The sequence below is a fragment of the Pseudomonas abietaniphila genome, from assembly GCF_039697315.1.
Classification (GTDB): Bacteria; Pseudomonadota; Gammaproteobacteria; order Pseudomonadales; family Pseudomonadaceae; genus Aquipseudomonas; species Aquipseudomonas abietaniphila_B.
Map to the genome: position 1 here is coordinate 6,413,632 of NZ_CP155619.1, position 25,862 is coordinate 6,439,493.

At 51.8% G+C, this 25,862-nt stretch carries 21 protein-coding genes; all 21 read left to right on the top strand.

Annotated features, from left to right (window positions below; translation table 11 throughout):
• The first annotated feature begins 722 nt into the window (after nt 1–722).
• The 21 genes from ABDX87_RS28440 to ABDX87_RS28540 all read left to right on the top strand — a co-directional run bounded on the left by ABDX87_RS28440 (nt 723) and on the right by ABDX87_RS28540 (nt 25,862).
• The gene (locus ABDX87_RS28440) at nt 723–6,563 is read left to right on the top strand and encodes a DUF3320 domain-containing protein (RefSeq protein ID WP_346830886.1); all 5,841 of its coding nucleotides are present in this window, start codon (nt 723–725) and stop codon (nt 6,561–6,563) included.
• A gap of 2,120 nt (nt 6,564–8,683) precedes the next feature.
• Nucleotides 8,684–9,808, top strand: a complete 1,125-nt coding sequence (locus ABDX87_RS28445) for a phage/plasmid replication domain-containing protein (RefSeq protein ID WP_346830887.1) — start codon at nt 8,684–8,686, stop codon at nt 9,806–9,808.
• Entirely contained in the window at nt 9,805–10,032 is a 228-nt protein-coding gene (locus ABDX87_RS28450) for a hypothetical protein (RefSeq protein ID WP_346830888.1), read from the top strand. Before ABDX87_RS28445 ends, ABDX87_RS28450 begins: the two co-directional genes overlap by 4 nt.
• Nucleotides 10,033–10,295: 263 nt before the next feature.
• Nucleotides 10,296–10,634, top strand: a complete 339-nt coding sequence (locus ABDX87_RS28455) for a hypothetical protein (protein ID WP_346830889.1) — start codon at nt 10,296–10,298, stop codon at nt 10,632–10,634.
• A gap of 258 nt (nt 10,635–10,892) precedes the next feature.
• On the top strand, nt 10,893–11,123 hold the full coding sequence (locus ABDX87_RS28460) for a hypothetical protein (protein WP_346830890.1): 231 nt from the start codon (nt 10,893–10,895) through the stop codon (nt 11,121–11,123).
• Between the two features lie 112 nt (nt 11,124–11,235).
• Nucleotides 11,236–12,564, top strand: coding sequence for a hypothetical protein (locus tag ABDX87_RS28465; protein WP_346830891.1), 1,329 nt, complete (start codon nt 11,236–11,238; stop codon nt 12,562–12,564).
• Nucleotides 12,565–12,571: 7 nt separating this feature from the next.
• Nucleotides 12,572–12,928, top strand: a complete 357-nt coding sequence (locus tag ABDX87_RS28470) for a DUF2523 family protein (protein WP_346830892.1) — start codon at nt 12,572–12,574, stop codon at nt 12,926–12,928.
• Between the two features lie 2 nt (nt 12,929–12,930).
• Nucleotides 12,931–14,253 carry a zonular occludens toxin domain-containing protein gene (locus ABDX87_RS28475; RefSeq protein WP_346830893.1) on the top strand — a complete coding sequence of 441 codons (1,323 nt, stop codon included), beginning with the start codon at nt 12,931–12,933 and terminating at the stop codon, nt 14,251–14,253.
• 897 nt (nt 14,254–15,150) lie between these two features.
• Nucleotides 15,151–16,275, top strand: coding sequence for a phage/plasmid replication domain-containing protein (locus ABDX87_RS28480; RefSeq protein WP_346830887.1), 1,125 nt, complete (start codon nt 15,151–15,153; stop codon nt 16,273–16,275).
• On the top strand, nt 16,272–16,499 hold the full coding sequence (locus ABDX87_RS28485) for a hypothetical protein (protein WP_346830888.1): 228 nt from the start codon (nt 16,272–16,274) through the stop codon (nt 16,497–16,499). Before ABDX87_RS28480 ends, ABDX87_RS28485 begins: the two co-directional genes overlap by 4 nt.
• A gap of 263 nt (nt 16,500–16,762) precedes the next feature.
• Nucleotides 16,763–17,101: a hypothetical protein gene (locus ABDX87_RS28490; RefSeq protein WP_346830889.1), complete on the top strand. Its 339-nt coding sequence runs from the start codon at nt 16,763–16,765 to the stop codon at nt 17,099–17,101.
• 258 nt (nt 17,102–17,359) lie between these two features.
• Nucleotides 17,360–17,590, top strand: coding sequence for a hypothetical protein (locus tag ABDX87_RS28495; RefSeq protein ID WP_346830890.1), 231 nt, complete (start codon nt 17,360–17,362; stop codon nt 17,588–17,590).
• Nucleotides 17,591–17,702: 112 nt separating this feature from the next.
• A complete protein-coding gene (locus ABDX87_RS28500; RefSeq protein ID WP_346830891.1) occupies nt 17,703–19,031 on the top strand; it encodes a hypothetical protein in 1,329 nt (442 codons plus the stop codon).
• A 7-nt stretch (nt 19,032–19,038) separates the two neighbouring features.
• On the top strand, nt 19,039–19,395 hold the full coding sequence (locus ABDX87_RS28505; RefSeq protein WP_346830892.1) for a DUF2523 family protein: 357 nt from the start codon (nt 19,039–19,041) through the stop codon (nt 19,393–19,395).
• Nucleotides 19,396–19,397: 2 nt separating this feature from the next.
• Nucleotides 19,398–20,720 (top strand): zonular occludens toxin domain-containing protein, encoded by a 1,323-nt coding sequence (locus ABDX87_RS28510; protein ID WP_346830893.1) that lies wholly within the window; start codon nt 19,398–19,400, stop codon nt 20,718–20,720.
• Nucleotides 20,721–21,617: 897 nt separating this feature from the next.
• Nucleotides 21,618–22,742 (top strand): phage/plasmid replication domain-containing protein, encoded by a 1,125-nt coding sequence (locus ABDX87_RS28515; RefSeq protein ID WP_346830887.1) that lies wholly within the window; start codon nt 21,618–21,620, stop codon nt 22,740–22,742.
• On the top strand, nt 22,739–22,966 hold the full coding sequence (locus ABDX87_RS28520; protein WP_346830888.1) for a hypothetical protein: 228 nt from the start codon (nt 22,739–22,741) through the stop codon (nt 22,964–22,966). The genes ABDX87_RS28515 and ABDX87_RS28520 overlap by 4 nt, the downstream gene beginning before the upstream one ends.
• 263 nt (nt 22,967–23,229) lie before the next feature.
• Nucleotides 23,230–23,568 carry a hypothetical protein gene (locus ABDX87_RS28525; RefSeq protein WP_346830889.1) on the top strand — a complete coding sequence of 113 codons (339 nt, stop codon included), beginning with the start codon at nt 23,230–23,232 and terminating at the stop codon, nt 23,566–23,568.
• Nucleotides 23,569–23,826: 258 nt separating this feature from the next.
• Nucleotides 23,827–24,057, top strand: coding sequence for a hypothetical protein (locus ABDX87_RS28530; RefSeq protein WP_346830890.1), 231 nt, complete (start codon nt 23,827–23,829; stop codon nt 24,055–24,057).
• A gap of 112 nt (nt 24,058–24,169) precedes the next feature.
• Entirely contained in the window at nt 24,170–25,498 is a 1,329-nt protein-coding gene (locus tag ABDX87_RS28535; RefSeq protein WP_346830891.1) for a hypothetical protein, read from the top strand.
• 7 nt (nt 25,499–25,505) lie between these two features.
• Complete coding sequence (locus tag ABDX87_RS28540; RefSeq protein ID WP_346830892.1) at nt 25,506–25,862, top strand: DUF2523 family protein; 357 nt, start codon at nt 25,506–25,508, stop codon at nt 25,860–25,862.

Genomic DNA, 25,862 nt, shown 5'->3' on the forward strand with positions numbered 1-25,862 from the left:
CCCATCGCAACCATACGAGCTTGTAGCTGATTCGCAGTAAACCAGCGCATCGCAATTGTTGGAGAGGTGGCGCTGGTGGCGGCAGTGACCTCAGTCAAACAACCTCACTAGCAGCAACTCAATCTGAGCGCCTTTGTATCTAGCTTTTAAAGCTTCCAGCCTTGCTGCTCGTCGGTCGCCAGTGACGAGGCTAAGTCCGTGAAAGGCATAAACGAGTTCCTGGTGCTCGCTGACTTCCCGCTCCACCGCCAGCCAGGCCGTGTGTACGCGACGAGCTATGTCGTTGCACTCCTTGCTAAGGCTTTGCGATTCAATCAGCTTATTCGCGTGAACCGTTACCCTTAGCTCGCTTACCTTTTGCTCAAGCTCGGCCAGGTGCACTGTAAGCATCGCTGTCTGATCAAGAGATACTGATCGCCCATCTAATTAAATCGTGTCGTCCTGAGGGCAGTAGATCGCTAGAGGCCCGTCTCCGCCACCCGTGCAATCCAGCGCAAGCACATTCTCCAAGGGTAGAGGGTTTGGGACTTCGAAATCGGAGCGCACACGCCTATCTGGGATGCGAATTTTATCGTCTCGCAAAGCGGCGTCGTCGGAGGATTAATAATTCGCTAAGCTACCTATTCACTGATAAAAATTCCAAACCATCGATTACTCATGGACTATGGCGCCATTTGCGGCCTCTCCGTGAGGCCTGCGCTCGCAGCTTTAGGAGCCCGTGAATGAACATCAAGATTGAGGCGCTGATCGCCCGTAAAATCGGCTTCGCCTCTCACCAGAACGCGGTTCCGCTCGTACGCGAGCTGAGCATCTGGAATCAGGAAGAGACAAATCTTGAAAACCTGGTCCTGTCCCTAAGCACCGATCCCGACTTCGTTGAGAGCCGAACTTGGCATATCGACCGGCTTAACTCCGGCGATCGCCTCAGCATCACTGAACGCGATATCAAGCTCAACGCAGGATACCTGTCGGGACTGAGCGAAAGTTTGACCGCTGATGTCGTGCTGCGCCTGTCCCAAGGCGAAAACCTGATTACTGAACAGCGCTTCCCCACCGAACTGCTATCATGCACGGAGTGGGGCGGTTTGAGCGCAATGCCGGAATTGCTGGCTGCTTTCTGCATGCCCAATGATCCAGCAGTTGATCGTGTGCTCAAAGCCGCATCTCAAGTGTTGCGTCGGGCAGGCAAGAAAGACGGGATCGATGGTTATGAGAGCAAATCGCGCACCCGGACCTGGGAGTTAGCCTCCGCTATCTGGTCAGGGGTGTGCAGCTTTCAATTGAGCTATGCATTGCCTCCGGCCAGCTTCGAACAACAGGGTCAGAAGATCAGGCCCCCGAGTGTTGTGCTGGAAAACGGTGTCGCGACGTGTCTCGACACTGCCTTGCTGTTCGCCGCGGCGCTGGAGCAAGCCGGACTAAACGCCTTACTTCTGATGACAAAAGGGCATGCATTCGCTGGCGTCTGGTTACAGCCTCAAGAGTTCTCGCAGCTGCTGACCGACGAAGCCTCGGCAGTGCGCAAACGCCTTGATCTGAAAGAGATGGTGGTTTTCGAAACTACCCTGGCAACACAAGCCCATCCGCCAAGCTTCAGCCAGGCAGTCGCAGCAGCCGAACGGCAGCTCGATGATGAGCAGTTCATCATGGCGATCGATTTGCACCGTGCCCGCATGCAGAAGATTCGTCCGATAGCGTTGGTGTCATCGGTAGAGACCCCTAATGCCACCGCCGATGCGTTGCCCGCTGCCGAAGGGTTGGAAGATGCTCCGACTCTCCCTGGATTCGATGTCGAAATCACTGAAGCTGATGGCGGGCCTGCTGGAAAACTCACGCTTTGGCAACGCAAGCTCCTCGACCTGACGACTCGGAACCGCCTGCTGCACCTGCCGGACAGCGCCAAAGGCGTGCGCTTGCTCTGCCCAGATCCAGCCGCCCTTGAGGACCTTCTCTCCAGCGGCGGACGCATCCGCGTAGTACCTGTGCCCGACCTGAAAAGCAGCGGCCGCGATATTGCGCTGTATGAGCAGCAGAACAATGAAAGCCTGGTCGATGAAGTCGCTCGTCAGGCGCTCGGCCGTGGAGAAGTCCTCGCGAGCCTGGAAAAGGCCAAGCTTGAGGCCACGCTGATCGAGCTGTTCCGTAAGGCACGGAGCGACCTGGAGGAGGGTGGAGCGAACACCCTGTTCCTAGCCATCGGTTTCCTCAAGTGGAAGAAAAGCGCAGACGATCCCAAGACGTATTCAGCGCCGCTGATCTTGCTACCGGTGAAGCTTGAGCGCAAAAGCGCTTTGTCGGGCGTGACGCTGAGCCTGCTCGATGAGGAACCACGTTTCAACCTGACGCTGCTTGAACTGCTACGTCATGATTTTGAACTGGCGATCCCCGGGCTAGATGGCGAGCTACCGAGCGATGAAAGCGGCATCGACGTCACAGGCATCTGGAATATGGTGCGGCGAGCGGTACGCGACGTGCCTGGTTTCGAGGTAAGCACAGAGCTGGTCCTTGGCACATTTTCGTTCGCCAAATACCTGATGTGGAAAGACCTCAACGCCAACGCGGCGCAGTTGCTGCAAAGCCCTCTGGTCAAGCATCTGCTTGAGCCTGATCAGGAGGGTGAGGGGTTTGCCGGTTCAGAAGACTTCCCTCGACCTGAGCGTCTCGATTCCACAGTGACGCCTGCTCAGCTGTTTGCCCCGTTGCCTTCCGACTCTTCCCAGCTTGCTGCGGTAGTGGCGTCCGGTGGCACGCGCAGCTTCGTCATGGACGGCCCTCCCGGTACCGGTAAATCACAGACCATCGCCAACATGATTGCCCACAACCTGGCCTTGGGTCGTCGCGTGCTGTTTGTGGCAGAAAAGCGAGCGGCCCTGGACGTGGTTTATCGTCGATTGGCAGAAAAGGGGCTGGGCGAGTTCTGCCTGGAGCTGCATTCGAGCAAAGCGTCGAAGGTTGAAGTGCTCAAGCAGCTGGATCGTGCGTGGGATGTGAGTGACGCTTTGAGTGCCGAGGAGTGGGAACATGAAGCTGCTCGGCTGCAAACCCTTCGTTCGCGACTCAACCAGTTGGTCGACGTCCTGCACCGACGTTGGGATAACGGTCTTTCCCTGCACCAGGCGATTGGCCGGGTAGTTCGCGACCATAATTCACAGACGCCGAAACTGGTCTGGGCCCCGGCCACTCAGCACGATGCAGCCGAATACGGCAATCTGCTGGACCTCGCGCGGAGACTCGGCCTTAACGGCGTTGCCGCACGTGACCTTTCAGGCAAGTTTGGTGCTCTGTCTCAGACCCAATGGTCGAACGCTTGGCAGTCACAGATGGCAAGCACATCGCGTGAGTTGCCGCAGGCCCTGGACGCTTTGAATGCGGCCAGCGAACGGTTGTTAGGCCTGACGCATCTGGCATTGCCTATAGCCGAAGTCTTGCAGGTCCAACAGCTCAATGAGCTGGTGACCCTGATCACTCAATCCCATGGCGTGAACCTTTCGTTCGCGTTCGCACCCGATGCGGTCACGCGTATCGACGCGGCTCGCCGTACATGCCAGTTGATCGAGAGCTACAAGGAGCTTGAGGAAAGCCTCTCGCTGAATTACGCCGACGAAGCCTGCCGCCGCATTCCTTTCGAGGCGATGCACAGCGACTGGCGAGAAGCAGAAGGCAAGTTCTGGTTCCTGGCCTCTTTCGCTAAGAAAAAGGTGGCCAAGAAGCTTGCCTCCCTTGGCGGGGCAGCAGGGATTCCGGATACGCTCAGCGACCTCGCTATTTTCGAGCGCCTGCATACACAGCTGTCGGAGCTGGACGCATTGTCGGGAGACATGCAGTCGATCCCGGGTTGGCAAGGCCTGTCCAGCGACACTGCTCGCACATTGCGCGCCGTCACCCTGGCTGAGAGTCTGCGAGGCCTGCTGAGTGCTTTAGCGGAATCACCCGACCATCTGGTTTCATTGCGCGGCGCAGTCGCGCGTCTGGTGATCGACGCGAATGAGATGTTGGCGCCAGGCGGACAAATCGCTACCGCGCTGTCGGCATTGCAGCAGGCTTTGTCCCGCTACGACGATGCAGCTCGTATCTTCGCAGGACTGGCCGGAACGAATCCAGACGCGCACGTTGCGGTTGCTGCGTTACGCGCTACCTCCTTGTCCATCCAGCAGCAGGAAGAACAGCTCAAGGCCTGGTGCGATTGGTGCCGAGTGCGGGAGCAGGCGACGGAAGCCGGGCTGGCGACGCTGGCTCAAGCGTTGGAAGCAGGAAGCCTGTTGCCTGCGGCAACTGAGGAAACTTTTGTCACAGCCTACGCACACTGGTTTGCGACGCAGGGCATCGACGGCGAGCCGCTTCTGAGAAACTTCGTCGCTGCCGAGCACATGAGCGACATTAGCGCTTTCATTCGCTTGGACGACGAACTCGCTAAACTGACGGTCCGCTACATTCGGGCGAAATTGTGTGGCGTGATCCCTTCCAAGAACGACATTCCGAAGAGCAGTGGCTGGGCCATTCTTAAACACGAGTTGCAAAAGTCTCGCAGGCACAAGCCTGTCCGCCAGTTGGCGATTGAAATGGGCGACGCACTGAATCGCTTGGCTCCGTGCATGCTCATGAGTCCGTTGTCGATTGCGCAGTTCCTGCCCGCCGACCAGCCTCCGTTTGATCTGGTCATCTTCGACGAGGCTTCGCAGATCGCACCATGGGATGCGATCGGTTCGATTGCTCGGGGTAAACAGGTGGTTATCGCCGGTGACCCTCGTCAGATGCCGCCTACCAACTTCTTCAGCCGTGGCCCGAATGCTGGTGACGATGACACCGCAGAAGATATGGAGAGCATCCTGGATGAGTGTCTGGGGGCAGGGGTGCCGAGCCACAGCCTCAGCTGGCACTACCGCAGTCGGCATGAAAGCCTGATTGCGTTCTCCAACCATCGTTACTACGACAGCAACCTGATTACCTTCCCGGCGGCAGAGACCCGTGCCAGTGCAGTCGAGTGGCGCCGGGTTGAAGGCGTCTACGCGAAAGGGAAAGGGCGGTACAACCAGGCTGAGGCAGAGGCCATCGTCAGTGAGACCGTCAAGCGTCTCACTGATCCAGCATTTGTCGCGGCGGGGCATTCGATCGGGATCATCACGCTCAACTCCGATCAGCAAAAGCTGATCAACGATCTGCTGGATACGGCACGCAAGCAGTACCCGCAAATCGAGCCGTTTTTCCAGGACACGCAGACTGAACCCGTGGTGGTTAAAAACCTGGAAACGGTCCAGGGTGATGAGCGGGATCTGATCATGCTCGGGATTGGGTATGGGCCGACCGAGCCTGGTGCTCAAGTCATGTCGATGAACTTCGGCCCGCTCAACAAAGACGGCGGATGGCGCAGGCTGAACGTTGCTATTACCCGTTCGCGCCGAGAGATGCTGGTGTTCTCGTCCTTCGATCCGTCAATGATCGACCTGAACCGGACCAACGCTCGCGCCGTCCGCGATTTGAAGCACTTCATTGAGTTTGCTCAGCGCGGCCCGAGAGCGCTGGCCGAAGCGGTCCACGGATCTGTCGGCGGTTACGACTCTCCGTTTGAAGAAGCCGTTGCCCAAGGCCTGAGGCGTTTCGGTTGGCAGGTGGTCCCGCAGATCGGGGTGTCGCGCTTCCGAATTGATCTAGGCATCGTACACCCTGATCGCCCGGGTGATTATCTGGCGGGCGTTGAGTGCGATGGCGCGACTTACCACAGCGCTGCCACCGCACGAGATCGTGACAAAGTCAGGGGAGCGATCCTCAAGGGCTTGGGATGGAACCTGGTGCGTTTGTGGTCCACAGAATGGTGGGTGGACAAGGAGGGCGCTCTCCAGAAGCTGCACGCTGCTCTCAACCACCCTCTGGCTCAATCTCGGCTGGCGGTCGATCCAATTCAGGCGGATGAGCCCGTGACTCCATCGGTTGTTATCGACTTTGCCGTCGAGTCCGAGACCGATGAGGTCATGGAAGCTTTGATCGAATCCCCGGTCGCGCTCAGCGACGAGCCGTCAGTGGAGATAGCGCAGACTCGCATCGCTCGGTCCTACGGCGGTCAAACCACTGCTGGGCGACAAGGTGAATATCGAGTGGCCGATCTTTCGTCTCTCGCCCCTTTGATCCAGGCTGAGCAGTTTCATGTACCTGAGTACACTCCAGTGCTCCGTCAAATCATCGAGGAAGTCCTCCGCCAGGAAGCGCCAATTCTCGACGCGCTCCTGGTCCAGCGCGTAGCGCGTGCGCATGGCTTCCAACGATCCGGTCGACTGATCCGCGACCGAGTATTGGAGTTGGCCGATCAACACTATCACGTGCAACAAGCGGGCTTTGAAGAGGTATTCGTCTGGCACGCCGAAGGCGACGTGACGGAGTGGTCGACTTACCGTGTTCCGGTGTCCGCCAATGATGCGCGCTCGATTGAGGAGGTCGCGGCAGAGGAACTGCGCATTGCGGCAAGCACCATTGATGCGCCTGACCCTGCATTGGAGGTTGCGCGTTTGCTCGGGGTAAAGCGGCTTACCGGGGCTGCGCGGCAGAGGATAGAGCGGATTCTGAATGCGTAAAAAAGTATCTTGTGCAACACCGGGCTCCGTTGCCTGCGCAAGACTTCAGCAAGCCACGCTTAAGCGAGTATCCGTCACGCGGATCGTCTGAGTTCCACATTTAGCTGACGCTCACAGCGTGGCAGGCGCGGAAATTGAAATTCGCTTGAGCAGGCGATGAAGCGTGCCGACATGATGCTTGGGAAGATGAACACGCAATATCCGGGTCTGGTGTTTATCGGATATTACAAATAGGGATGAACCTCGTCCGCGTTCCAGATGGCATCATCTTGCCGCCGATCGCTGATTGCGATGATGCGCGCAAGCTATTCTGGATGAACCGACTATCTATGCTTTCACATTCTCTGCTACTTCCTCGTCGCAAGCGATGAGCTAAAGTTGGGAGGGGGGCATTTCCCGAGATACCTTGACAAGCGGCTGAAGTCGACAGCGTTGATGGCGCGACGCCCTCCGAATTGCTATACGTATTCAATCCGCAAATCAGAATGGTGCGAAATGTATGAACACAACCTTTTTTCAAGAGGCCCTAAAGGCTGCCAAGCAGGCTCCTAGGGTGTACTTCGCACCGATAATAGGCGCTTTCAAGGGGATCAGAGCAGAGCTGGAACGTCTGGATCGACAATCGCGCGGCCGCTGAAAAGCACTTGTTGACGGAAGGGCGCGCCTTCCGCCTTAGTCGGCGCCTATCTGCTCTTCGGGCGTTCCAGCTTGTGTCGGCGGGCCTCAGCCAATCAATCAAAAGCCAAGACTTGGTCGATAGGTAGAGAGGTCTCACCCTACGTTGATGTTCCAGCCATCGACGGGGTTCCTACGCCAGTTCTCACCGCTGGAAGGCAACTGGGTTCGCGCTCTCTATGCGGATCCTATCTCACCAGAAGGTCGTGTCAATAGAAGTCAGCGAAGCTGCAAGCTCCCGTGCGCTGATCCATTTACCAATTCCCTCATGAATTCTGGTTGGCGATGTCCGGACATGAATCCTGCTGCAAGTCAGCATCTGAAAAGCTGAGAACCAGCACACCGTCCAGGCTGACGCACGTCAAAGGCCGAACTCAATGGCGGCAGGAAGTAATTCTTAAACTGGAAAGGAAACGCCAACCTTGTGATCGAAAGGGAAAGGACGCAACCGAGGTAGGAAGTAATTTGTGAACTCGGAGGGAAAATGCCGCAGTCTAGAAGTTAGTTCCGCAAACGTCCAACAAATTACTTCCGAGGACTCACAATGACTATCCCTTGGCACGCTATAATTCCCGGCCTCATCCTTGGCTGTATCATCGGAGAAATCTGGATTCGGCTTCAGATTTGGCGTCGTCGTCGACGTTCATCCTCCACGCCACCATAGGGAGCTTCGTATAATTTCTGTGCCGTTATGGTACTTGCGGCCAACGGCCAGAATCGTCGATCGGGAAAATCGCCTCGCGCCCGATCGGCGATTTAGCCATAACGGCCATTATACGAGGCCCCTACAGCCTCTCTGACCGCTTTTCCCACCACAACCTCCCCGAACCCTTCTCAGGTCAAGGGCCGCGTCCCCGGCTTGTCGTGACACGCTCTACCGTCGCGATAAACGGAGACCCGGAGCGTAGCGAACCCTTTACCAGCCCCGATCCCCTCACTCTCTGCCTGGGGTGTGGGAGGCGCTTTTCCTCCCGCATCCCTGGCCCTCGCCGAGAGACCTCCGGTAGGACCCCCGGAGGGGCTTTTCAGCTTTTCAGCTTGTCGGCTTTGGCGATTGCCGGCCGAGCGGGGTGGGGAGTGCTGTAACACCCCCACTTTGGTATGCAATCGCATACTTTTTTGCCTTACTCCACTTCTAGCCTTACCTCTCCAGACTCTGACAGGTGTGTGCAAGGTATTGATTTCTCAAGGATTTTATGTACGAGCTCGCTATCTCTAAGCGGCTGCATCCCTTTTTTAACAAGTAACTTATTGATTTCTATAGCCTTTTGCCTGATTGCTTCCTGCTCGGCATTTGTCAATCTCACGTTCGTAGCCATACCTGCACCGTTCATCAAAATACCTCCCGATAATACATGTGTGCACGCAGACAAGTATTGACGTGTGCAGTTCCACATGTGTAGATTCGCGTCCTATGTTATTTGTGTGCATGTGTAGGAAGCGACATGTTCTTCGACTGGATCAAGGGTTATCAGGATTTTGATCATGATCTGCCTGTCATTGGCGATGTGATCACTCGCCGTTTCGACGCCGATACCGATGAGCTGCTTTCGTCCTCCGTTCCTGCTTTTTTTGCTGAGGGCAGCTACTCGACTACCTTTCGTATCCATGTCTCTGGTCGTCGCATCACCGTTGATGGCAATGCTTCTCGCCTAAATCGACTCGATAACGTCGTAGGTATCGCTTCCCTCGAGGATTCGATGCGTGTCATTAACGCGCTTCTCGCTGAGTATGGCCTCCCTCCTCTGAACAAGTGCAAAACCATTCAGCGTCTTCAGGACGGCTCCGCAGTTGCTGATGGCTTTGTTTTTCAACGTCTTGATTTGACTTCAAATTTTTATGTCGGTAAGGGCAACGAACGCGCTTATCTCCGTGGTATCTCTAGCCAGCGTTACAGAAATTCTATTGCCTACCTTTATCCTGACGGCAATACCTGCGTTTGGACTCCAAAAGGCGGTGAGAAGGCCGGTCGTCTCGTCTACCCCGGTAACTATGCAAAGGCCGCCGAGCTTGAAGCTCATCTTCTCCCACGCGTTAAGCGTACTTTCGGTGAAGAATCCGAAGAATTTAAATACGTAAGTAACTTGCGTGATTGGTGCCGCGAAGTCGGTATGGTTCGCTCTGAAATTAAATGTCGTTCAGAGTTTTTGAAGCGTGAAGGCCTACAATTTTGGGGCCTGTTTGACGAAAGCAAACTTGTGGAAATCCAGAGGGGTTTTCTTATGATCGGCGAAAAATGCGAGATCAATAACTTTGACGTCCTTACTGTTAAGGATGAACTCCTTGCAAAGAACATTGTTTCCTCTACTAAGGCTGCAATGACTACAGCGGGTTACGTTGCGCTCTGGCAGTGTGGACAGACCTTTGATTTTGAAAAGTCGGCTGTAAAGAAGCACCGTGCTTTGCTTCGTCAGCTTGATATCGATATTAAGATTCCGTTCGATGCTACTCGCCATGGCGTTGTATTCATTCGCAATGTCCGTGAGGTCGAGCGTCGTTTTGAATCTCCTGTTCCATCTTTCTACCGCCCTGCTGTTATCCCGCGTCATCTTCATTTGGTGGCCGCATGAAACGTGTCAGTTCGCAGGGTAAGACCCTTAGTTCTTCACAGCGCCGCCACCTTGAGTTACAGGCTCGTATGCGCTTGATTCCCTCGCCACTTCGTGCACAGGTTGAACAAACCATTCGTGAGCTTGATGAACGAAAAGAGCAGGGCGCCAAACCCGACAAGCAATACTTTCACGTGTCCAGTTCCCACGGCACTGTTTCCGTTGCTGAATGGATGGGCTACTAATGGACAAGTCTCAATACCAGATTTTACGCTGGGCTGTGGAGTGCCATCTTGCTGACACTATTAGCGATCCTGACACTGTTCGTGCTCTCTGTAATGAGCTTATGCGCAAATTTGTACAAGCTATGGCAGCTTCACAAGTTAAGCAAGCTGCCTCCAAGCGTGCTTTCCGCACGTTTCGACGAGATAAACAAGTAACTCCGCCCAGTTGGGCATTTCGCAAACCGGGCACAGATTCCCGACTCCCTAAGTTGTAAGGAGCTTTTATGATTATTCTTCAAGGTTTTGTTCAAGCTGTTGTCACCAAGAACGAAGACGTACAGGGCAAAAACCCTTATGCCGTTGTTGCTATTGACGACCTGAGTACAGACCGCGATGGCATTAGTCACACAATGACCCGTAAGATCATGGTTGCTGGTAACGATTATAAGAAGGGCCTTCAGAACGCTTACCGTAGCCTTATTGGCTCCGAGGTTTATGCCCCGGTTCGCGTAGAGTGCGAATTGTTTAACGGCAAACCTCAAGAGCGTTATACCTTGCAGGGTCCTCCTATCAAATTGACATCTGCCGCTTCAACTACGGTTAAAGCTGTGGGTTCAAACTAAGTGTCTACCCAACCTGTTTTGGTGTGTGCTCAATTTACCCAATCGAGCAGCGGTGTAACTTCATGCACCTCTCAGACTTGGGTTGATACTTATGTTCTAACACCTGACGAGCAGGCACAGTTGCAGCTTGTCGTAAACGGTGGTTTCGATGCCGATACGTTCACATTGTTCTTCGGGGCAACGCTAACGTTATTTGCAACTGGTTTCGCTGTTGGAATCATAATTTCTCAAATCCGCAAAGTTAGAAGAGGCATTTAAATGAAAAAGTTCATGCGCGTTCCTTCCTTCCGTTCCATCGCGTTGGCTGTTGGTGTTCCTGCATCCGTCGTTGCGTCTGGTAGCTCCTTCGCCGCTGGCATTGCTGATGGTGCAACCACCGCCATCGGTACGGCTCAATCCTCTGGTGAAAGCGTTGGTGCTGCTGTTGTTGCCTGTGTCGCGGCGCTCTGCGTTGTCGGTGTTGTTATCGCTCTGGTCCGCAAGGTCTGACCTGGGGTGATCTGGTCAGCGCTGGCCGCTATCATCATGGCCAGCGCACTGGTTTCAGGAATCCGGTGCGCTGAATACCTGTAACTTCAGCCCCCGGAAACGGGGGTTTTTTGTGCGCTACATATTCCTTTTTTTATTGCTACTAGTTAGTCAAACTTCCTTTTCAGCTAATTTCTATTGGACTCGCGGTGCTGGTACTGTTCAGTATCCTTCTGCCCTTGCTGCCTGCCCCAATCCCATCAGTTATTACTCATTCACGCTTGCGCCTGATCATGTAACTATCGCTTCCAACCTCACTACAGCCACTTGCGTTTATATGTATGACGGCAATCGTAATGGTGTACTTGTTCCCTATAACGGTGAATCCGTCTACCGCAAAGGTGATTCTTGCCCTGTAAATACCACTTATAATTCTGTCACTGGTGCCTGCGATGCTCCTTCCAATCCCTGCGCATCTAAGAAGGATGTAGCAATACCTTCCTTCAAATGGGATTCCAACTCTGATCTACCTCCTTCCACTATATCTTCTGGTGGATGCGAGGCTACTATATCCAAGGGTAAATGTTATTACGCATCTATAGGAAAGGCAGTTTGCAACGGCACAGCTACGTTCACTGGCAATCAATTAGCCTCAAATCCTAATGGCGCTCAGGTCTCCGATTGTAGTGGTGATGCCTGTGCCTCTGGTGCTCCTCAGCCTGAAAAGAAGAGCCAGGATTGTGTGTATTCTTCCAACGGTTCAGGGTCATCCTCCTGTACAGCAACCACTTCTGATTCCACTCCCGGTACTGCTCAGTGTGGCTCCGTAAATGGTGCTTACACCTGTATTGAAAGTCCAAAAGCTTCACTTACCTCTAACACAATAAGTTCTACAAAGACTCCCACCTCCAACTCAAATGGCACTCTTACAGTTGTTCAGAACGATACTATTACTACTGTTAAGTGCTCCGGTAAGTCCTGTACTACGACTACCTCCAACTCTTCCGGAACTACTGTCACTAACTCATCCGGACAGGTAATCAGTCATGACTCTACTTGCACTGGCAAAAGCTGCGGTTCTTCCGGTCAGGTTTCTACTGGTGGTTCTGGTAATGGCACCGGCGATCAGGAGGAGGGTGATGATGGTGATTCACCCAGCGCTGGCACACTTACTGATCCAACAAATGGTTCCTTCGCTGGACAGGGTGACGACTGGGATTCAAAGATTGAAAAGGCAAAGAAAGAATATAAAGATGGAATCGATAAAATTAAGGATTCCTTTAAGCCTATGGGCGATGTCTCTATAGGCGGTGGTAGTAAGCTTTATTGCCCGCCCGCTGTAACTGTTCTCGGTAAAAACATTGATTTTTGCCTTGATAAATATGCGTCTTCGCTCTCTTGGATCAGTGACGCAATTTTGGCCCTCTGCGCAATGATTGCGCTCATTATTGTATTTAGTTGAGGTGGTTATGGATCTCGGATGGATTGCCGCTTGGTTTGATTCTGTCAACACTTTTTTTCAGGCTGTCTGGAACTTTATGGATTCAGGCATTTATCAGTTCGTCAAAGACTTGCTCGTTGTCGTTACCAAGGCACTTATTTGGAGTTACCTCCAGTTTAAGATTTTCTGCCTCGACGTCGCCTACGAGGTTGTAAAGGAAATTCTTCAAGACACCGGCGTTACTCAAATGGTTAAGTCCGCTTGGAGTTCCATCCCCGGTGATATGCAGGCCATGCTCGGTTTTTTTAATATTCCACAGGGCCTGACACTTATCTTTTCTGCGATTCCCACTAAATGGGCGCTCAAGTTCGTTCCGGGAGCCTGATCATGGCTATTAAGATTCACCACGGCCCAAACGGCTCTTATAAAACCTCCGGTGCGATTTGGGACGATGCCGTTCCAGCCGCAAGGGAAGGGCGTCTTATTATCACAAACGTTCGAGGTGTAACCCGTGCTCGGTTCGAAGCTCTTTTTGATGATCTTCCTGATTCTTTTGATGTTGAGTGGATTAGCCATGAATCAACCGAAGGCATGGAGCGGATTAGAACTTGGTTTCAATGGGCTCCGCGAAACGCCTTTCTGATATTTGATGAGGCCCAAGTTATCTTTCCTAGCAAATGGACTGATAAGTATGTTGAGCGTTTCAATTATCCCGGTGGACCGGAAGCCGCAAAGGCTGCTGACAAGCCTACAGACTGGTTGTCCGCTTGGACCATGCACCGTCACTTTAACTGGGACATCATTCTTACGATGCCCAACATCAAGTACCTGCATTCTGATATCCGTAATACCTCTGAGGCTGCCTATCAGCACTCCAATCTCATGCTCCTTGGCAAATGGCTGAAAAAGCTTGTTGGCAAGGACTACAAGGAGGCCATGCACAGCGCTCAGGAGAATAAGGCGCCTTCTGACGGCTCTAACATCGTTCAGCTTCGCAAGATTGATAAACGGGTATTTGAACTCTATGACTCAACAGCAACCGGACTCCACCGCGACACCATGGCGGGCAAGAACGCGCTCACGTCGCCTCGCGTTCTTATTCTCTTCTTCGTTGTGGTTAGTGTTATCGGCTATGTTTTCTGGCGTAATGACGGCAATCCCTTTAAAAATCCGCTCTCTATACCGGGCGCTAAAACCAGTTCGCCGACTTCTCAGGCTCCTGCTCATCAAGATCCTGTCCAAAATCCTCACGTGGATCCTGTGCGCGTACCTGCTGAGCAAGTTCCTCAAACTCCTGTTTTGAGTGACCCTTACGGCCAGTTCGATATCGTCATCAAAGGCAGCCTCTGGAATGAAGAAAAAGGGGTCTTGTTTGTCTTCCAGATGTCCCGCGATCAACACGCTTTCACGCATACAACCCGTGACATGATCGCTGCAGGATATGAGATTTATGCCCGCGGCTCCTGTGCTGCCGACCTGGTGTTTCAAGGCCAGAAAAGAACCGTTACCTGTCTTGGTGCCATGGCCGACAGCAACGGCGAGCGGCGGCTCGGTTCAGAGCCGCGAGCCGGGGCTGTTGGACAGCCTTCGTTCGTCGCATCACAAGCGCCGCAACCGGCCAACGCTTCACAGCCAGGCACGCACGGAGTTGTCGTGAATGTCATCCCAGACACCAGCCGAGGGCAGCGCACGCTGTTAACCGCACAATGACTATCCCTTGGCACGCTATAATTCCCGGCCTCATCCTTGGCTGTATCATCGGAGAAATCTGGATTCGGCTTCAGATTTGGCGTCGTCGTCGACGTTCATCCTCCACGCCACCATAGGGAGCTTCGTATAATTTCTGTGCCGTTATGGTACTTGCGGCCAACGGCCAGAATCGTCGATCGGGAAAATCGCCTCGCGCCCGATCGGCGATTTAGCCATAACGGCCATTATACGAGGCCCCTACAGCCTCTCTGACCGCTTTTCCCACCACAACCTCCCCGAACCCTTCTCAGGTCAAGGGCCGCGTCCCCGGCTTGTCGTGACACGCTCTACCGTCGCGATAAACGGAGACCCGGAGCGTAGCGAACCCTTTACCAGCCCCGATCCCCTCACTCTCTGCCTGGGGTGTGGGAGGCGCTTTTCCTCCCGCATCCCTGGCCCTCGCCGAGAGACCTCCGGTAGGACCCCCGGAGGGGCTTTTCAGCTTTTCAGCTTGTCGGCTTTGGCGATTGCCGGCCGAGCGGGGTGGGGAGTGCTGTAACACCCCCACTTTGGTATGCAATCGCATACTTTTTTGCCTTACTCCACTTCTAGCCTTACCTCTCCAGACTCTGACAGGTGTGTGCAAGGTATTGATTTCTCAAGGATTTTATGTACGAGCTCGCTATCTCTAAGCGGCTGCATCCCTTTTTTAACAAGTAACTTATTGATTTCTATAGCCTTTTGCCTGATTGCTTCCTGCTCGGCATTTGTCAATCTCACGTTCGTAGCCATACCTGCACCGTTCATCAAAATACCTCCCGATAATACATGTGTGCACGCAGACAAGTATTGACGTGTGCAGTTCCACATGTGTAGATTCGCGTCCTATGTTATTTGTGTGCATGTGTAGGAAGCGACATGTTCTTCGACTGGATCAAGGGTTATCAGGATTTTGATCATGATCTGCCTGTCATTGGCGATGTGATCACTCGCCGTTTCGACGCCGATACCGATGAGCTGCTTTCGTCCTCCGTTCCTGCTTTTTTTGCTGAGGGCAGCTACTCGACTACCTTTCGTATCCATGTCTCTGGTCGTCGCATCACCGTTGATGGCAATGCTTCTCGCCTAAATCGACTCGATAACGTCGTAGGTATCGCTTCCCTCGAGGATTCGATGCGTGTCATTAACGCGCTTCTCGCTGAGTATGGCCTCCCTCCTCTGAACAAGTGCAAAACCATTCAGCGTCTTCAGGACGGCTCCGCAGTTGCTGATGGCTTTGTTTTTCAACGTCTTGATTTGACTTCAAATTTTTATGTCGGTAAGGGCAACGAACGCGCTTATCTCCGTGGTATCTCTAGCCAGCGTTACAGAAATTCTATTGCCTACCTTTATCCTGACGGCAATACCTGCGTTTGGACTCCAAAAGGCGGTGAGAAGGCCGGTCGTCTCGTCTACCCCGGTAACTATGCAAAGGCCGCCGAGCTTGAAGCTCATCTTCTCCCACGCGTTAAGCGTACTTTCGGTGAAGAATCCGAAGAATTTAAATACGTAAGTAACTTGCGTGATTGGTGCCGCGAAGTCGGTATGGTTCGCTCTGAAATTAAATGTCGTTCAGAGTTTTTGAAGCGTGAAGGCCTACAATTTTGGGGCCTGTTTGACGAAAGCAAACTTGTGGAAATCCAGAGGGGTTTTCTTATGATCGGCGAAAAATGCGAGATCAATAACTTTGACGTCCTTACTGTTAAGGATGAACTCCTTGCAAAGAACATTGTTTCCTCTACTAAGGCTGCAATGACTACAGCGGGTTACGTTGCGCTCTGGCAGTGTGGACAGACCTTTGATTTTGAAAAGTCGGCTGTAAAGAAGCACCGTGCTTTGCTTCGTCAGCTTGATATCGATATTAAGATTCCGTTCGATGCTACTCGCCATGGCGTTGTATTCATTCGCAATGTCCGTGAGGTCGAGCGTCGTTTTGAATCTCCTGTTCCATCTTTCTACCGCCCTGCTGTTATCCCGCGTCATCTTCATTTGGTGGCCGCATGAAACGTGTCAGTTCGCAGGGTAAGACCCTTAGTTCTTCACAGCGCCGCCACCTTGAGTTACAGGCTCGTATGCGCTTGATTCCCTCGCCACTTCGTGCACAGGTTGAACAAACCATTCGTGAGCTTGATGAACGAAAAGAGCAGGGCGCCAAACCCGACAAGCAATACTTTCACGTGTCCAGTTCCCACGGCACTGTTTCCGTTGCTGAATGGATGGGCTACTAATGGACAAGTCTCAATACCAGATTTTACGCTGGGCTGTGGAGTGCCATCTTGCTGACACTATTAGCGATCCTGACACTGTTCGTGCTCTCTGTAATGAGCTTATGCGCAAATTTGTACAAGCTATGGCAGCTTCACAAGTTAAGCAAGCTGCCTCCAAGCGTGCTTTCCGCACGTTTCGACGAGATAAACAAGTAACTCCGCCCAGTTGGGCATTTCGCAAACCGGGCACAGATTCCCGACTCCCTAAGTTGTAAGGAGCTTTTATGATTATTCTTCAAGGTTTTGTTCAAGCTGTTGTCACCAAGAACGAAGACGTACAGGGCAAAAACCCTTATGCCGTTGTTGCTATTGACGACCTGAGTACAGACCGCGATGGCATTAGTCACACAATGACCCGTAAGATCATGGTTGCTGGTAACGATTATAAGAAGGGCCTTCAGAACGCTTACCGTAGCCTTATTGGCTCCGAGGTTTATGCCCCGGTTCGCGTAGAGTGCGAATTGTTTAACGGCAAACCTCAAGAGCGTTATACCTTGCAGGGTCCTCCTATCAAATTGACATCTGCCGCTTCAACTACGGTTAAAGCTGTGGGTTCAAACTAAGTGTCTACCCAACCTGTTTTGGTGTGTGCTCAATTTACCCAATCGAGCAGCGGTGTAACTTCATGCACCTCTCAGACTTGGGTTGATACTTATGTTCTAACACCTGACGAGCAGGCACAGTTGCAGCTTGTCGTAAACGGTGGTTTCGATGCCGATACGTTCACATTGTTCTTCGGGGCAACGCTAACGTTATTTGCAACTGGTTTCGCTGTTGGAATCATAATTTCTCAAATCCGCAAAGTTAGAAGAGGCATTTAAATGAAAAAGTTCATGCGCGTTCCTTCCTTCCGTTCCATCGCGTTGGCTGTTGGTGTTCCTGCATCCGTCGTTGCGTCTGGTAGCTCCTTCGCCGCTGGCATTGCTGATGGTGCAACCACCGCCATCGGTACGGCTCAATCCTCTGGTGAAAGCGTTGGTGCTGCTGTTGTTGCCTGTGTCGCGGCGCTCTGCGTTGTCGGTGTTGTTATCGCTCTGGTCCGCAAGGTCTGACCTGGGGTGATCTGGTCAGCGCTGGCCGCTATCATCATGGCCAGCGCACTGGTTTCAGGAATCCGGTGCGCTGAATACCTGTAACTTCAGCCCCCGGAAACGGGGGTTTTTTGTGCGCTACATATTCCTTTTTTTATTGCTACTAGTTAGTCAAACTTCCTTTTCAGCTAATTTCTATTGGACTCGCGGTGCTGGTACTGTTCAGTATCCTTCTGCCCTTGCTGCCTGCCCCAATCCCATCAGTTATTACTCATTCACGCTTGCGCCTGATCATGTAACTATCGCTTCCAACCTCACTACAGCCACTTGCGTTTATATGTATGACGGCAATCGTAATGGTGTACTTGTTCCCTATAACGGTGAATCCGTCTACCGCAAAGGTGATTCTTGCCCTGTAAATACCACTTATAATTCTGTCACTGGTGCCTGCGATGCTCCTTCCAATCCCTGCGCATCTAAGAAGGATGTAGCAATACCTTCCTTCAAATGGGATTCCAACTCTGATCTACCTCCTTCCACTATATCTTCTGGTGGATGCGAGGCTACTATATCCAAGGGTAAATGTTATTACGCATCTATAGGAAAGGCAGTTTGCAACGGCACAGCTACGTTCACTGGCAATCAATTAGCCTCAAATCCTAATGGCGCTCAGGTCTCCGATTGTAGTGGTGATGCCTGTGCCTCTGGTGCTCCTCAGCCTGAAAAGAAGAGCCAGGATTGTGTGTATTCTTCCAACGGTTCAGGGTCATCCTCCTGTACAGCAACCACTTCTGATTCCACTCCCGGTACTGCTCAGTGTGGCTCCGTAAATGGTGCTTACACCTGTATTGAAAGTCCAAAAGCTTCACTTACCTCTAACACAATAAGTTCTACAAAGACTCCCACCTCCAACTCAAATGGCACTCTTACAGTTGTTCAGAACGATACTATTACTACTGTTAAGTGCTCCGGTAAGTCCTGTACTACGACTACCTCCAACTCTTCCGGAACTACTGTCACTAACTCATCCGGACAGGTAATCAGTCATGACTCTACTTGCACTGGCAAAAGCTGCGGTTCTTCCGGTCAGGTTTCTACTGGTGGTTCTGGTAATGGCACCGGCGATCAGGAGGAGGGTGATGATGGTGATTCACCCAGCGCTGGCACACTTACTGATCCAACAAATGGTTCCTTCGCTGGACAGGGTGACGACTGGGATTCAAAGATTGAAAAGGCAAAGAAAGAATATAAAGATGGAATCGATAAAATTAAGGATTCCTTTAAGCCTATGGGCGATGTCTCTATAGGCGGTGGTAGTAAGCTTTATTGCCCGCCCGCTGTAACTGTTCTCGGTAAAAACATTGATTTTTGCCTTGATAAATATGCGTCTTCGCTCTCTTGGATCAGTGACGCAATTTTGGCCCTCTGCGCAATGATTGCGCTCATTATTGTATTTAGTTGAGGTGGTTATGGATCTCGGATGGATTGCCGCTTGGTTTGATTCTGTCAACACTTTTTTTCAGGCTGTCTGGAACTTTATGGATTCAGGCATTTATCAGTTCGTCAAAGACTTGCTCGTTGTCGTTACCAAGGCACTTATTTGGAGTTACCTCCAGTTTAAGATTTTCTGCCTCGACGTCGCCTACGAGGTTGTAAAGGAAATTCTTCAAGACACCGGCGTTACTCAAATGGTTAAGTCCGCTTGGAGTTCCATCCCCGGTGATATGCAGGCCATGCTCGGTTTTTTTAATATTCCACAGGGCCTGACACTTATCTTTTCTGCGATTCCCACTAAATGGGCGCTCAAGTTCGTTCCGGGAGCCTGATCATGGCTATTAAGATTCACCACGGCCCAAACGGCTCTTATAAAACCTCCGGTGCGATTTGGGACGATGCCGTTCCAGCCGCAAGGGAAGGGCGTCTTATTATCACAAACGTTCGAGGTGTAACCCGTGCTCGGTTCGAAGCTCTTTTTGATGATCTTCCTGATTCTTTTGATGTTGAGTGGATTAGCCATGAATCAACCGAAGGCATGGAGCGGATTAGAACTTGGTTTCAATGGGCTCCGCGAAACGCCTTTCTGATATTTGATGAGGCCCAAGTTATCTTTCCTAGCAAATGGACTGATAAGTATGTTGAGCGTTTCAATTATCCCGGTGGACCGGAAGCCGCAAAGGCTGCTGACAAGCCTACAGACTGGTTGTCCGCTTGGACCATGCACCGTCACTTTAACTGGGACATCATTCTTACGATGCCCAACATCAAGTACCTGCATTCTGATATCCGTAATACCTCTGAGGCTGCCTATCAGCACTCCAATCTCATGCTCCTTGGCAAATGGCTGAAAAAGCTTGTTGGCAAGGACTACAAGGAGGCCATGCACAGCGCTCAGGAGAATAAGGCGCCTTCTGACGGCTCTAACATCGTTCAGCTTCGCAAGATTGATAAACGGGTATTTGAACTCTATGACTCAACAGCAACCGGACTCCACCGCGACACCATGGCGGGCAAGAACGCGCTCACGTCGCCTCGCGTTCTTATTCTCTTCTTCGTTGTGGTTAGTGTTATCGGCTATGTTTTCTGGCGTAATGACGGCAATCCCTTTAAAAATCCGCTCTCTATACCGGGCGCTAAAACCAGTTCGCCGACTTCTCAGGCTCCTGCTCATCAAGATCCTGTCCAAAATCCTCACGTGGATCCTGTGCGCGTACCTGCTGAGCAAGTTCCTCAAACTCCTGTTTTGAGTGACCCTTACGGCCAGTTCGATATCGTCATCAAAGGCAGCCTCTGGAATGAAGAAAAAGGGGTCTTGTTTGTCTTCCAGATGTCCCGCGATCAACACGCTTTCACGCATACAACCCGTGACATGATCGCTGCAGGATATGAGATTTATGCCCGCGGCTCCTGTGCTGCCGACCTGGTGTTTCAAGGCCAGAAAAGAACCGTTACCTGTCTTGGTGCCATGGCCGACAGCAACGGCGAGCGGCGGCTCGGTTCAGAGCCGCGAGCCGGGGCTGTTGGACAGCCTTCGTTCGTCGCATCACAAGCGCCGCAACCGGCCAACGCTTCACAGCCAGGCACGCACGGAGTTGTCGTGAATGTCATCCCAGACACCAGCCGAGGGCAGCGCACGCTGTTAACCGCACAATGACTATCCCTTGGCACGCTATAATTCCCGGCCTCATCCTTGGCTGTATCATCGGAGAAATCTGGATTCGGCTTCAGATTTGGCGTCGTCGTCGACGTTCATCCTCCACGCCACCATAGGGAGCTTCGTATAATTTCTGTGCCGTTATGGTACTTGCGGCCAACGGCCAGAATCGTCGATCGGGAAAATCGCCTCGCGCCCGATCGGCGATTTAGCCATAACGGCCATTATACGAGGCCCCTACAGCCTCTCTGACCGCTTTTCCCACCACAACCTCCCCGAACCCTTCTCAGGTCAAGGGCCGCGTCCCCGGCTTGTCGTGACACGCTCTACCGTCGCGATAAACGGAGACCCGGAGCGTAGCGAACCCTTTACCAGCCCCGATCCCCTCACTCTCTGCCTGGGGTGTGGGAGGCGCTTTTCCTCCCGCATCCCTGGCCCTCGCCGAGAGACCTCCGGTAGGACCCCCGGAGGGGCTTTTCAGCTTTTCAGCTTGTCGGCTTTGGCGATTGCCGGCCGAGCGGGGTGGGGAGTGCTGTAACACCCCCACTTTGGTATGCAATCGCATACTTTTTTGCCTTACTCCACTTCTAGCCTTACCTCTCCAGACTCTGACAGGTGTGTGCAAGGTATTGATTTCTCAAGGATTTTATGTACGAGCTCGCTATCTCTAAGCGGCTGCATCCCTTTTTTAACAAGTAACTTATTGATTTCTATAGCCTTTTGCCTGATTGCTTCCTGCTCGGCATTTGTCAATCTCACGTTCGTAGCCATACCTGCACCGTTCATCAAAATACCTCCCGATAATACATGTGTGCACGCAGACAAGTATTGACGTGTGCAGTTCCACATGTGTAGATTCGCGTCCTATGTTATTTGTGTGCATGTGTAGGAAGCGACATGTTCTTCGACTGGATCAAGGGTTATCAGGATTTTGATCATGATCTGCCTGTCATTGGCGATGTGATCACTCGCCGTTTCGACGCCGATACCGATGAGCTGCTTTCGTCCTCCGTTCCTGCTTTTTTTGCTGAGGGCAGCTACTCGACTACCTTTCGTATCCATGTCTCTGGTCGTCGCATCACCGTTGATGGCAATGCTTCTCGCCTAAATCGACTCGATAACGTCGTAGGTATCGCTTCCCTCGAGGATTCGATGCGTGTCATTAACGCGCTTCTCGCTGAGTATGGCCTCCCTCCTCTGAACAAGTGCAAAACCATTCAGCGTCTTCAGGACGGCTCCGCAGTTGCTGATGGCTTTGTTTTTCAACGTCTTGATTTGACTTCAAATTTTTATGTCGGTAAGGGCAACGAACGCGCTTATCTCCGTGGTATCTCTAGCCAGCGTTACAGAAATTCTATTGCCTACCTTTATCCTGACGGCAATACCTGCGTTTGGACTCCAAAAGGCGGTGAGAAGGCCGGTCGTCTCGTCTACCCCGGTAACTATGCAAAGGCCGCCGAGCTTGAAGCTCATCTTCTCCCACGCGTTAAGCGTACTTTCGGTGAAGAATCCGAAGAATTTAAATACGTAAGTAACTTGCGTGATTGGTGCCGCGAAGTCGGTATGGTTCGCTCTGAAATTAAATGTCGTTCAGAGTTTTTGAAGCGTGAAGGCCTACAATTTTGGGGCCTGTTTGACGAAAGCAAACTTGTGGAAATCCAGAGGGGTTTTCTTATGATCGGCGAAAAATGCGAGATCAATAACTTTGACGTCCTTACTGTTAAGGATGAACTCCTTGCAAAGAACATTGTTTCCTCTACTAAGGCTGCAATGACTACAGCGGGTTACGTTGCGCTCTGGCAGTGTGGACAGACCTTTGATTTTGAAAAGTCGGCTGTAAAGAAGCACCGTGCTTTGCTTCGTCAGCTTGATATCGATATTAAGATTCCGTTCGATGCTACTCGCCATGGCGTTGTATTCATTCGCAATGTCCGTGAGGTCGAGCGTCGTTTTGAATCTCCTGTTCCATCTTTCTACCGCCCTGCTGTTATCCCGCGTCATCTTCATTTGGTGGCCGCATGAAACGTGTCAGTTCGCAGGGTAAGACCCTTAGTTCTTCACAGCGCCGCCACCTTGAGTTACAGGCTCGTATGCGCTTGATTCCCTCGCCACTTCGTGCACAGGTTGAACAAACCATTCGTGAGCTTGATGAACGAAAAGAGCAGGGCGCCAAACCCGACAAGCAATACTTTCACGTGTCCAGTTCCCACGGCACTGTTTCCGTTGCTGAATGGATGGGCTACTAATGGACAAGTCTCAATACCAGATTTTACGCTGGGCTGTGGAGTGCCATCTTGCTGACACTATTAGCGATCCTGACACTGTTCGTGCTCTCTGTAATGAGCTTATGCGCAAATTTGTACAAGCTATGGCAGCTTCACAAGTTAAGCAAGCTGCCTCCAAGCGTGCTTTCCGCACGTTTCGACGAGATAAACAAGTAACTCCGCCCAGTTGGGCATTTCGCAAACCGGGCACAGATTCCCGACTCCCTAAGTTGTAAGGAGCTTTTATGATTATTCTTCAAGGTTTTGTTCAAGCTGTTGTCACCAAGAACGAAGACGTACAGGGCAAAAACCCTTATGCCGTTGTTGCTATTGACGACCTGAGTACAGACCGCGATGGCATTAGTCACACAATGACCCGTAAGATCATGGTTGCTGGTAACGATTATAAGAAGGGCCTTCAGAACGCTTACCGTAGCCTTATTGGCTCCGAGGTTTATGCCCCGGTTCGCGTAGAGTGCGAATTGTTTAACGGCAAACCTCAAGAGCGTTATACCTTGCAGGGTCCTCCTATCAAATTGACATCTGCCGCTTCAACTACGGTTAAAGCTGTGGGTTCAAACTAAGTGTCTACCCAACCTGTTTTGGTGTGTGCTCAATTTACCCAATCGAGCAGCGGTGTAACTTCATGCACCTCTCAGACTTGGGTTGATACTTATGTTCTAACACCTGACGAGCAGGCACAGTTGCAGCTTGTCGTAAACGGTGGTTTCGATGCCGATACGTTCACATTGTTCTTCGGGGCAACGCTAACGTTATTTGCAACTGGTTTCGCTGTTGGAATCATAATTTCTCAAATCCGCAAAGTTAGAAGAGGCATTTAAATGAAAAAGTTCATGCGCGTTCCTTCCTTCCGTTCCATCGCGTTGGCTGTTGGTGTTCCTGCATCCGTCGTTGCGTCTGGTAGCTCCTTCGCCGCTGGCATTGCTGATGGTGCAACCACCGCCATCGGTACGGCTCAATCCTCTGGTGAAAGCGTTGGTGCTGCTGTTGTTGCCTGTGTCGCGGCGCTCTGCGTTGTCGGTGTTGTTATCGCTCTGGTCCGCAAGGTCTGACCTGGGGTGATCTGGTCAGCGCTGGCCGCTATCATCATGGCCAGCGCACTGGTTTCAGGAATCCGGTGCGCTGAATACCTGTAACTTCAGCCCCCGGAAACGGGGGTTTTTTGTGCGCTACATATTCCTTTTTTTATTGCTACTAGTTAGTCAAACTTCCTTTTCAGCTAATTTCTATTGGACTCGCGGTGCTGGTACTGTTCAGTATCCTTCTGCCCTTGCTGCCTGCCCCAATCCCATCAGTTATTACTCATTCACGCTTGCGCCTGATCATGTAACTATCGCTTCCAACCTCACTACAGCCACTTGCGTTTATATGTATGACGGCAATCGTAATGGTGTACTTGTTCCCTATAACGGTGAATCCGTCTACCGCAAAGGTGATTCTTGCCCTGTAAATACCACTTATAATTCTGTCACTGGTGCCTGCGATGCTCCTTCCAATCCCTGCGCATCTAAGAAGGATGTAGCAATACCTTCCTTCAAATGGGATTCCAACTCTGATCTACCTCCTTCCACTATATCTTCTGGTGGATGCGAGGCTACTATATCCAAGGGTAAATGTTATTACGCATCTATAGGAAAGGCAGTTTGCAACGGCACAGCTACGTTCACTGGCAATCAATTAGCCTCAAATCCTAATGGCGCTCAGGTCTCCGATTGTAGTGGTGATGCCTGTGCCTCTGGTGCTCCTCAGCCTGAAAAGAAGAGCCAGGATTGTGTGTATTCTTCCAACGGTTCAGGGTCATCCTCCTGTACAGCAACCACTTCTGATTCCACTCCCGGTACTGCTCAGTGTGGCTCCGTAAATGGTGCTTACACCTGTATTGAAAGTCCAAAAGCTTCACTTACCTCTAACACAATAAGTTCTACAAAGACTCCCACCTCCAACTCAAATGGCACTCTTACAGTTGTTCAGAACGATACTATTACTACTGTTAAGTGCTCCGGTAAGTCCTGTACTACGACTACCTCCAACTCTTCCGGAACTACTGTCACTAACTCATCCGGACAGGTAATCAGTCATGACTCTACTTGCACTGGCAAAAGCTGCGGTTCTTCCGGTCAGGTTTCTACTGGTGGTTCTGGTAATGGCACCGGCGATCAGGAGGAGGGTGATGATGGTGATTCACCCAGCGCTGGCACACTTACTGATCCAACAAATGGTTCCTTCGCTGGACAGGGTGACGACTGGGATTCAAAGATTGAAAAGGCAAAGAAAGAATATAAAGATGGAATCGATAAAATTAAGGATTCCTTTAAGCCTATGGGCGATGTCTCTATAGGCGGTGGTAGTAAGCTTTATTGCCCGCCCGCTGTAACTGTTCTCGGTAAAAACATTGATTTTTGCCTTGATAAATATGCGTCTTCGCTCTCTTGGATCAGTGACGCAATTTTGGCCCTCTGCGCAATGATTGCGCTCATTATTGTATTTAGTTGAGGTGGTTATGGATCTCGGATGGATTGCCGCTTGGTTTGATTCTGTCAACACTTTTTTTCAGGCTGTCTGGAACTTTATGGATTCAGGCATTTATCAGTTCGTCAAAGACTTGCTCGTTGTCGTTACCAAGGCACTTATTTGGAGTTACCTCCAGTTTAAGATTTTCTGCCTCGACGTCGCCTACGAGGTTGTAAAGGAAATTCTTCAAGACACCGGCGTTACTCAAATGGTTAAGTCCGCTTGGAGTTCCATCCCCGGTGATATGCAGGCCATGCTCGGTTTTTTTAATATTCCACAGGGCCTGACACTTATCTTTTCTGCGATTCCCACTAAATGGGCGCTCAAGTTCGTTCCGGGAGCCTGA

Coding starts and splice junctions, on each gene's coding strand:
- ABDX87_RS28515 (WP_346830887.1), top strand. CDS start 21,618: ATGTTCTTCGACTGGATCAAGGGTTATCAGGATTTTGATCATGATCTG.
- ABDX87_RS28525 (WP_346830889.1), top strand. CDS start 23,230: ATGATTATTCTTCAAGGTTTTGTTCAAGCTGTTGTCACCAAGAACGAA.
- ABDX87_RS28530 (WP_346830890.1), top strand. CDS start 23,827: ATGAAAAAGTTCATGCGCGTTCCTTCCTTCCGTTCCATCGCGTTGGCT.
- ABDX87_RS28440 (WP_346830886.1), top strand. CDS start 723: ATGAACATCAAGATTGAGGCGCTGATCGCCCGTAAAATCGGCTTCGCC.
- ABDX87_RS28510 (WP_346830893.1), top strand. CDS start 19,398: ATGGCTATTAAGATTCACCACGGCCCAAACGGCTCTTATAAAACCTCC.
- ABDX87_RS28505 (WP_346830892.1), top strand. CDS start 19,039: ATGGATCTCGGATGGATTGCCGCTTGGTTTGATTCTGTCAACACTTTT.
- ABDX87_RS28450 (WP_346830888.1), top strand. CDS start 9,805: ATGAAACGTGTCAGTTCGCAGGGTAAGACCCTTAGTTCTTCACAGCGC.
- ABDX87_RS28540 (WP_346830892.1), top strand. CDS start 25,506: ATGGATCTCGGATGGATTGCCGCTTGGTTTGATTCTGTCAACACTTTT.
- ABDX87_RS28470 (WP_346830892.1), top strand. CDS start 12,572: ATGGATCTCGGATGGATTGCCGCTTGGTTTGATTCTGTCAACACTTTT.
- ABDX87_RS28490 (WP_346830889.1), top strand. CDS start 16,763: ATGATTATTCTTCAAGGTTTTGTTCAAGCTGTTGTCACCAAGAACGAA.
- ABDX87_RS28445 (WP_346830887.1), top strand. CDS start 8,684: ATGTTCTTCGACTGGATCAAGGGTTATCAGGATTTTGATCATGATCTG.
- ABDX87_RS28455 (WP_346830889.1), top strand. CDS start 10,296: ATGATTATTCTTCAAGGTTTTGTTCAAGCTGTTGTCACCAAGAACGAA.
- ABDX87_RS28475 (WP_346830893.1), top strand. CDS start 12,931: ATGGCTATTAAGATTCACCACGGCCCAAACGGCTCTTATAAAACCTCC.
- ABDX87_RS28495 (WP_346830890.1), top strand. CDS start 17,360: ATGAAAAAGTTCATGCGCGTTCCTTCCTTCCGTTCCATCGCGTTGGCT.
- ABDX87_RS28520 (WP_346830888.1), top strand. CDS start 22,739: ATGAAACGTGTCAGTTCGCAGGGTAAGACCCTTAGTTCTTCACAGCGC.
- ABDX87_RS28460 (WP_346830890.1), top strand. CDS start 10,893: ATGAAAAAGTTCATGCGCGTTCCTTCCTTCCGTTCCATCGCGTTGGCT.
- ABDX87_RS28480 (WP_346830887.1), top strand. CDS start 15,151: ATGTTCTTCGACTGGATCAAGGGTTATCAGGATTTTGATCATGATCTG.
- ABDX87_RS28485 (WP_346830888.1), top strand. CDS start 16,272: ATGAAACGTGTCAGTTCGCAGGGTAAGACCCTTAGTTCTTCACAGCGC.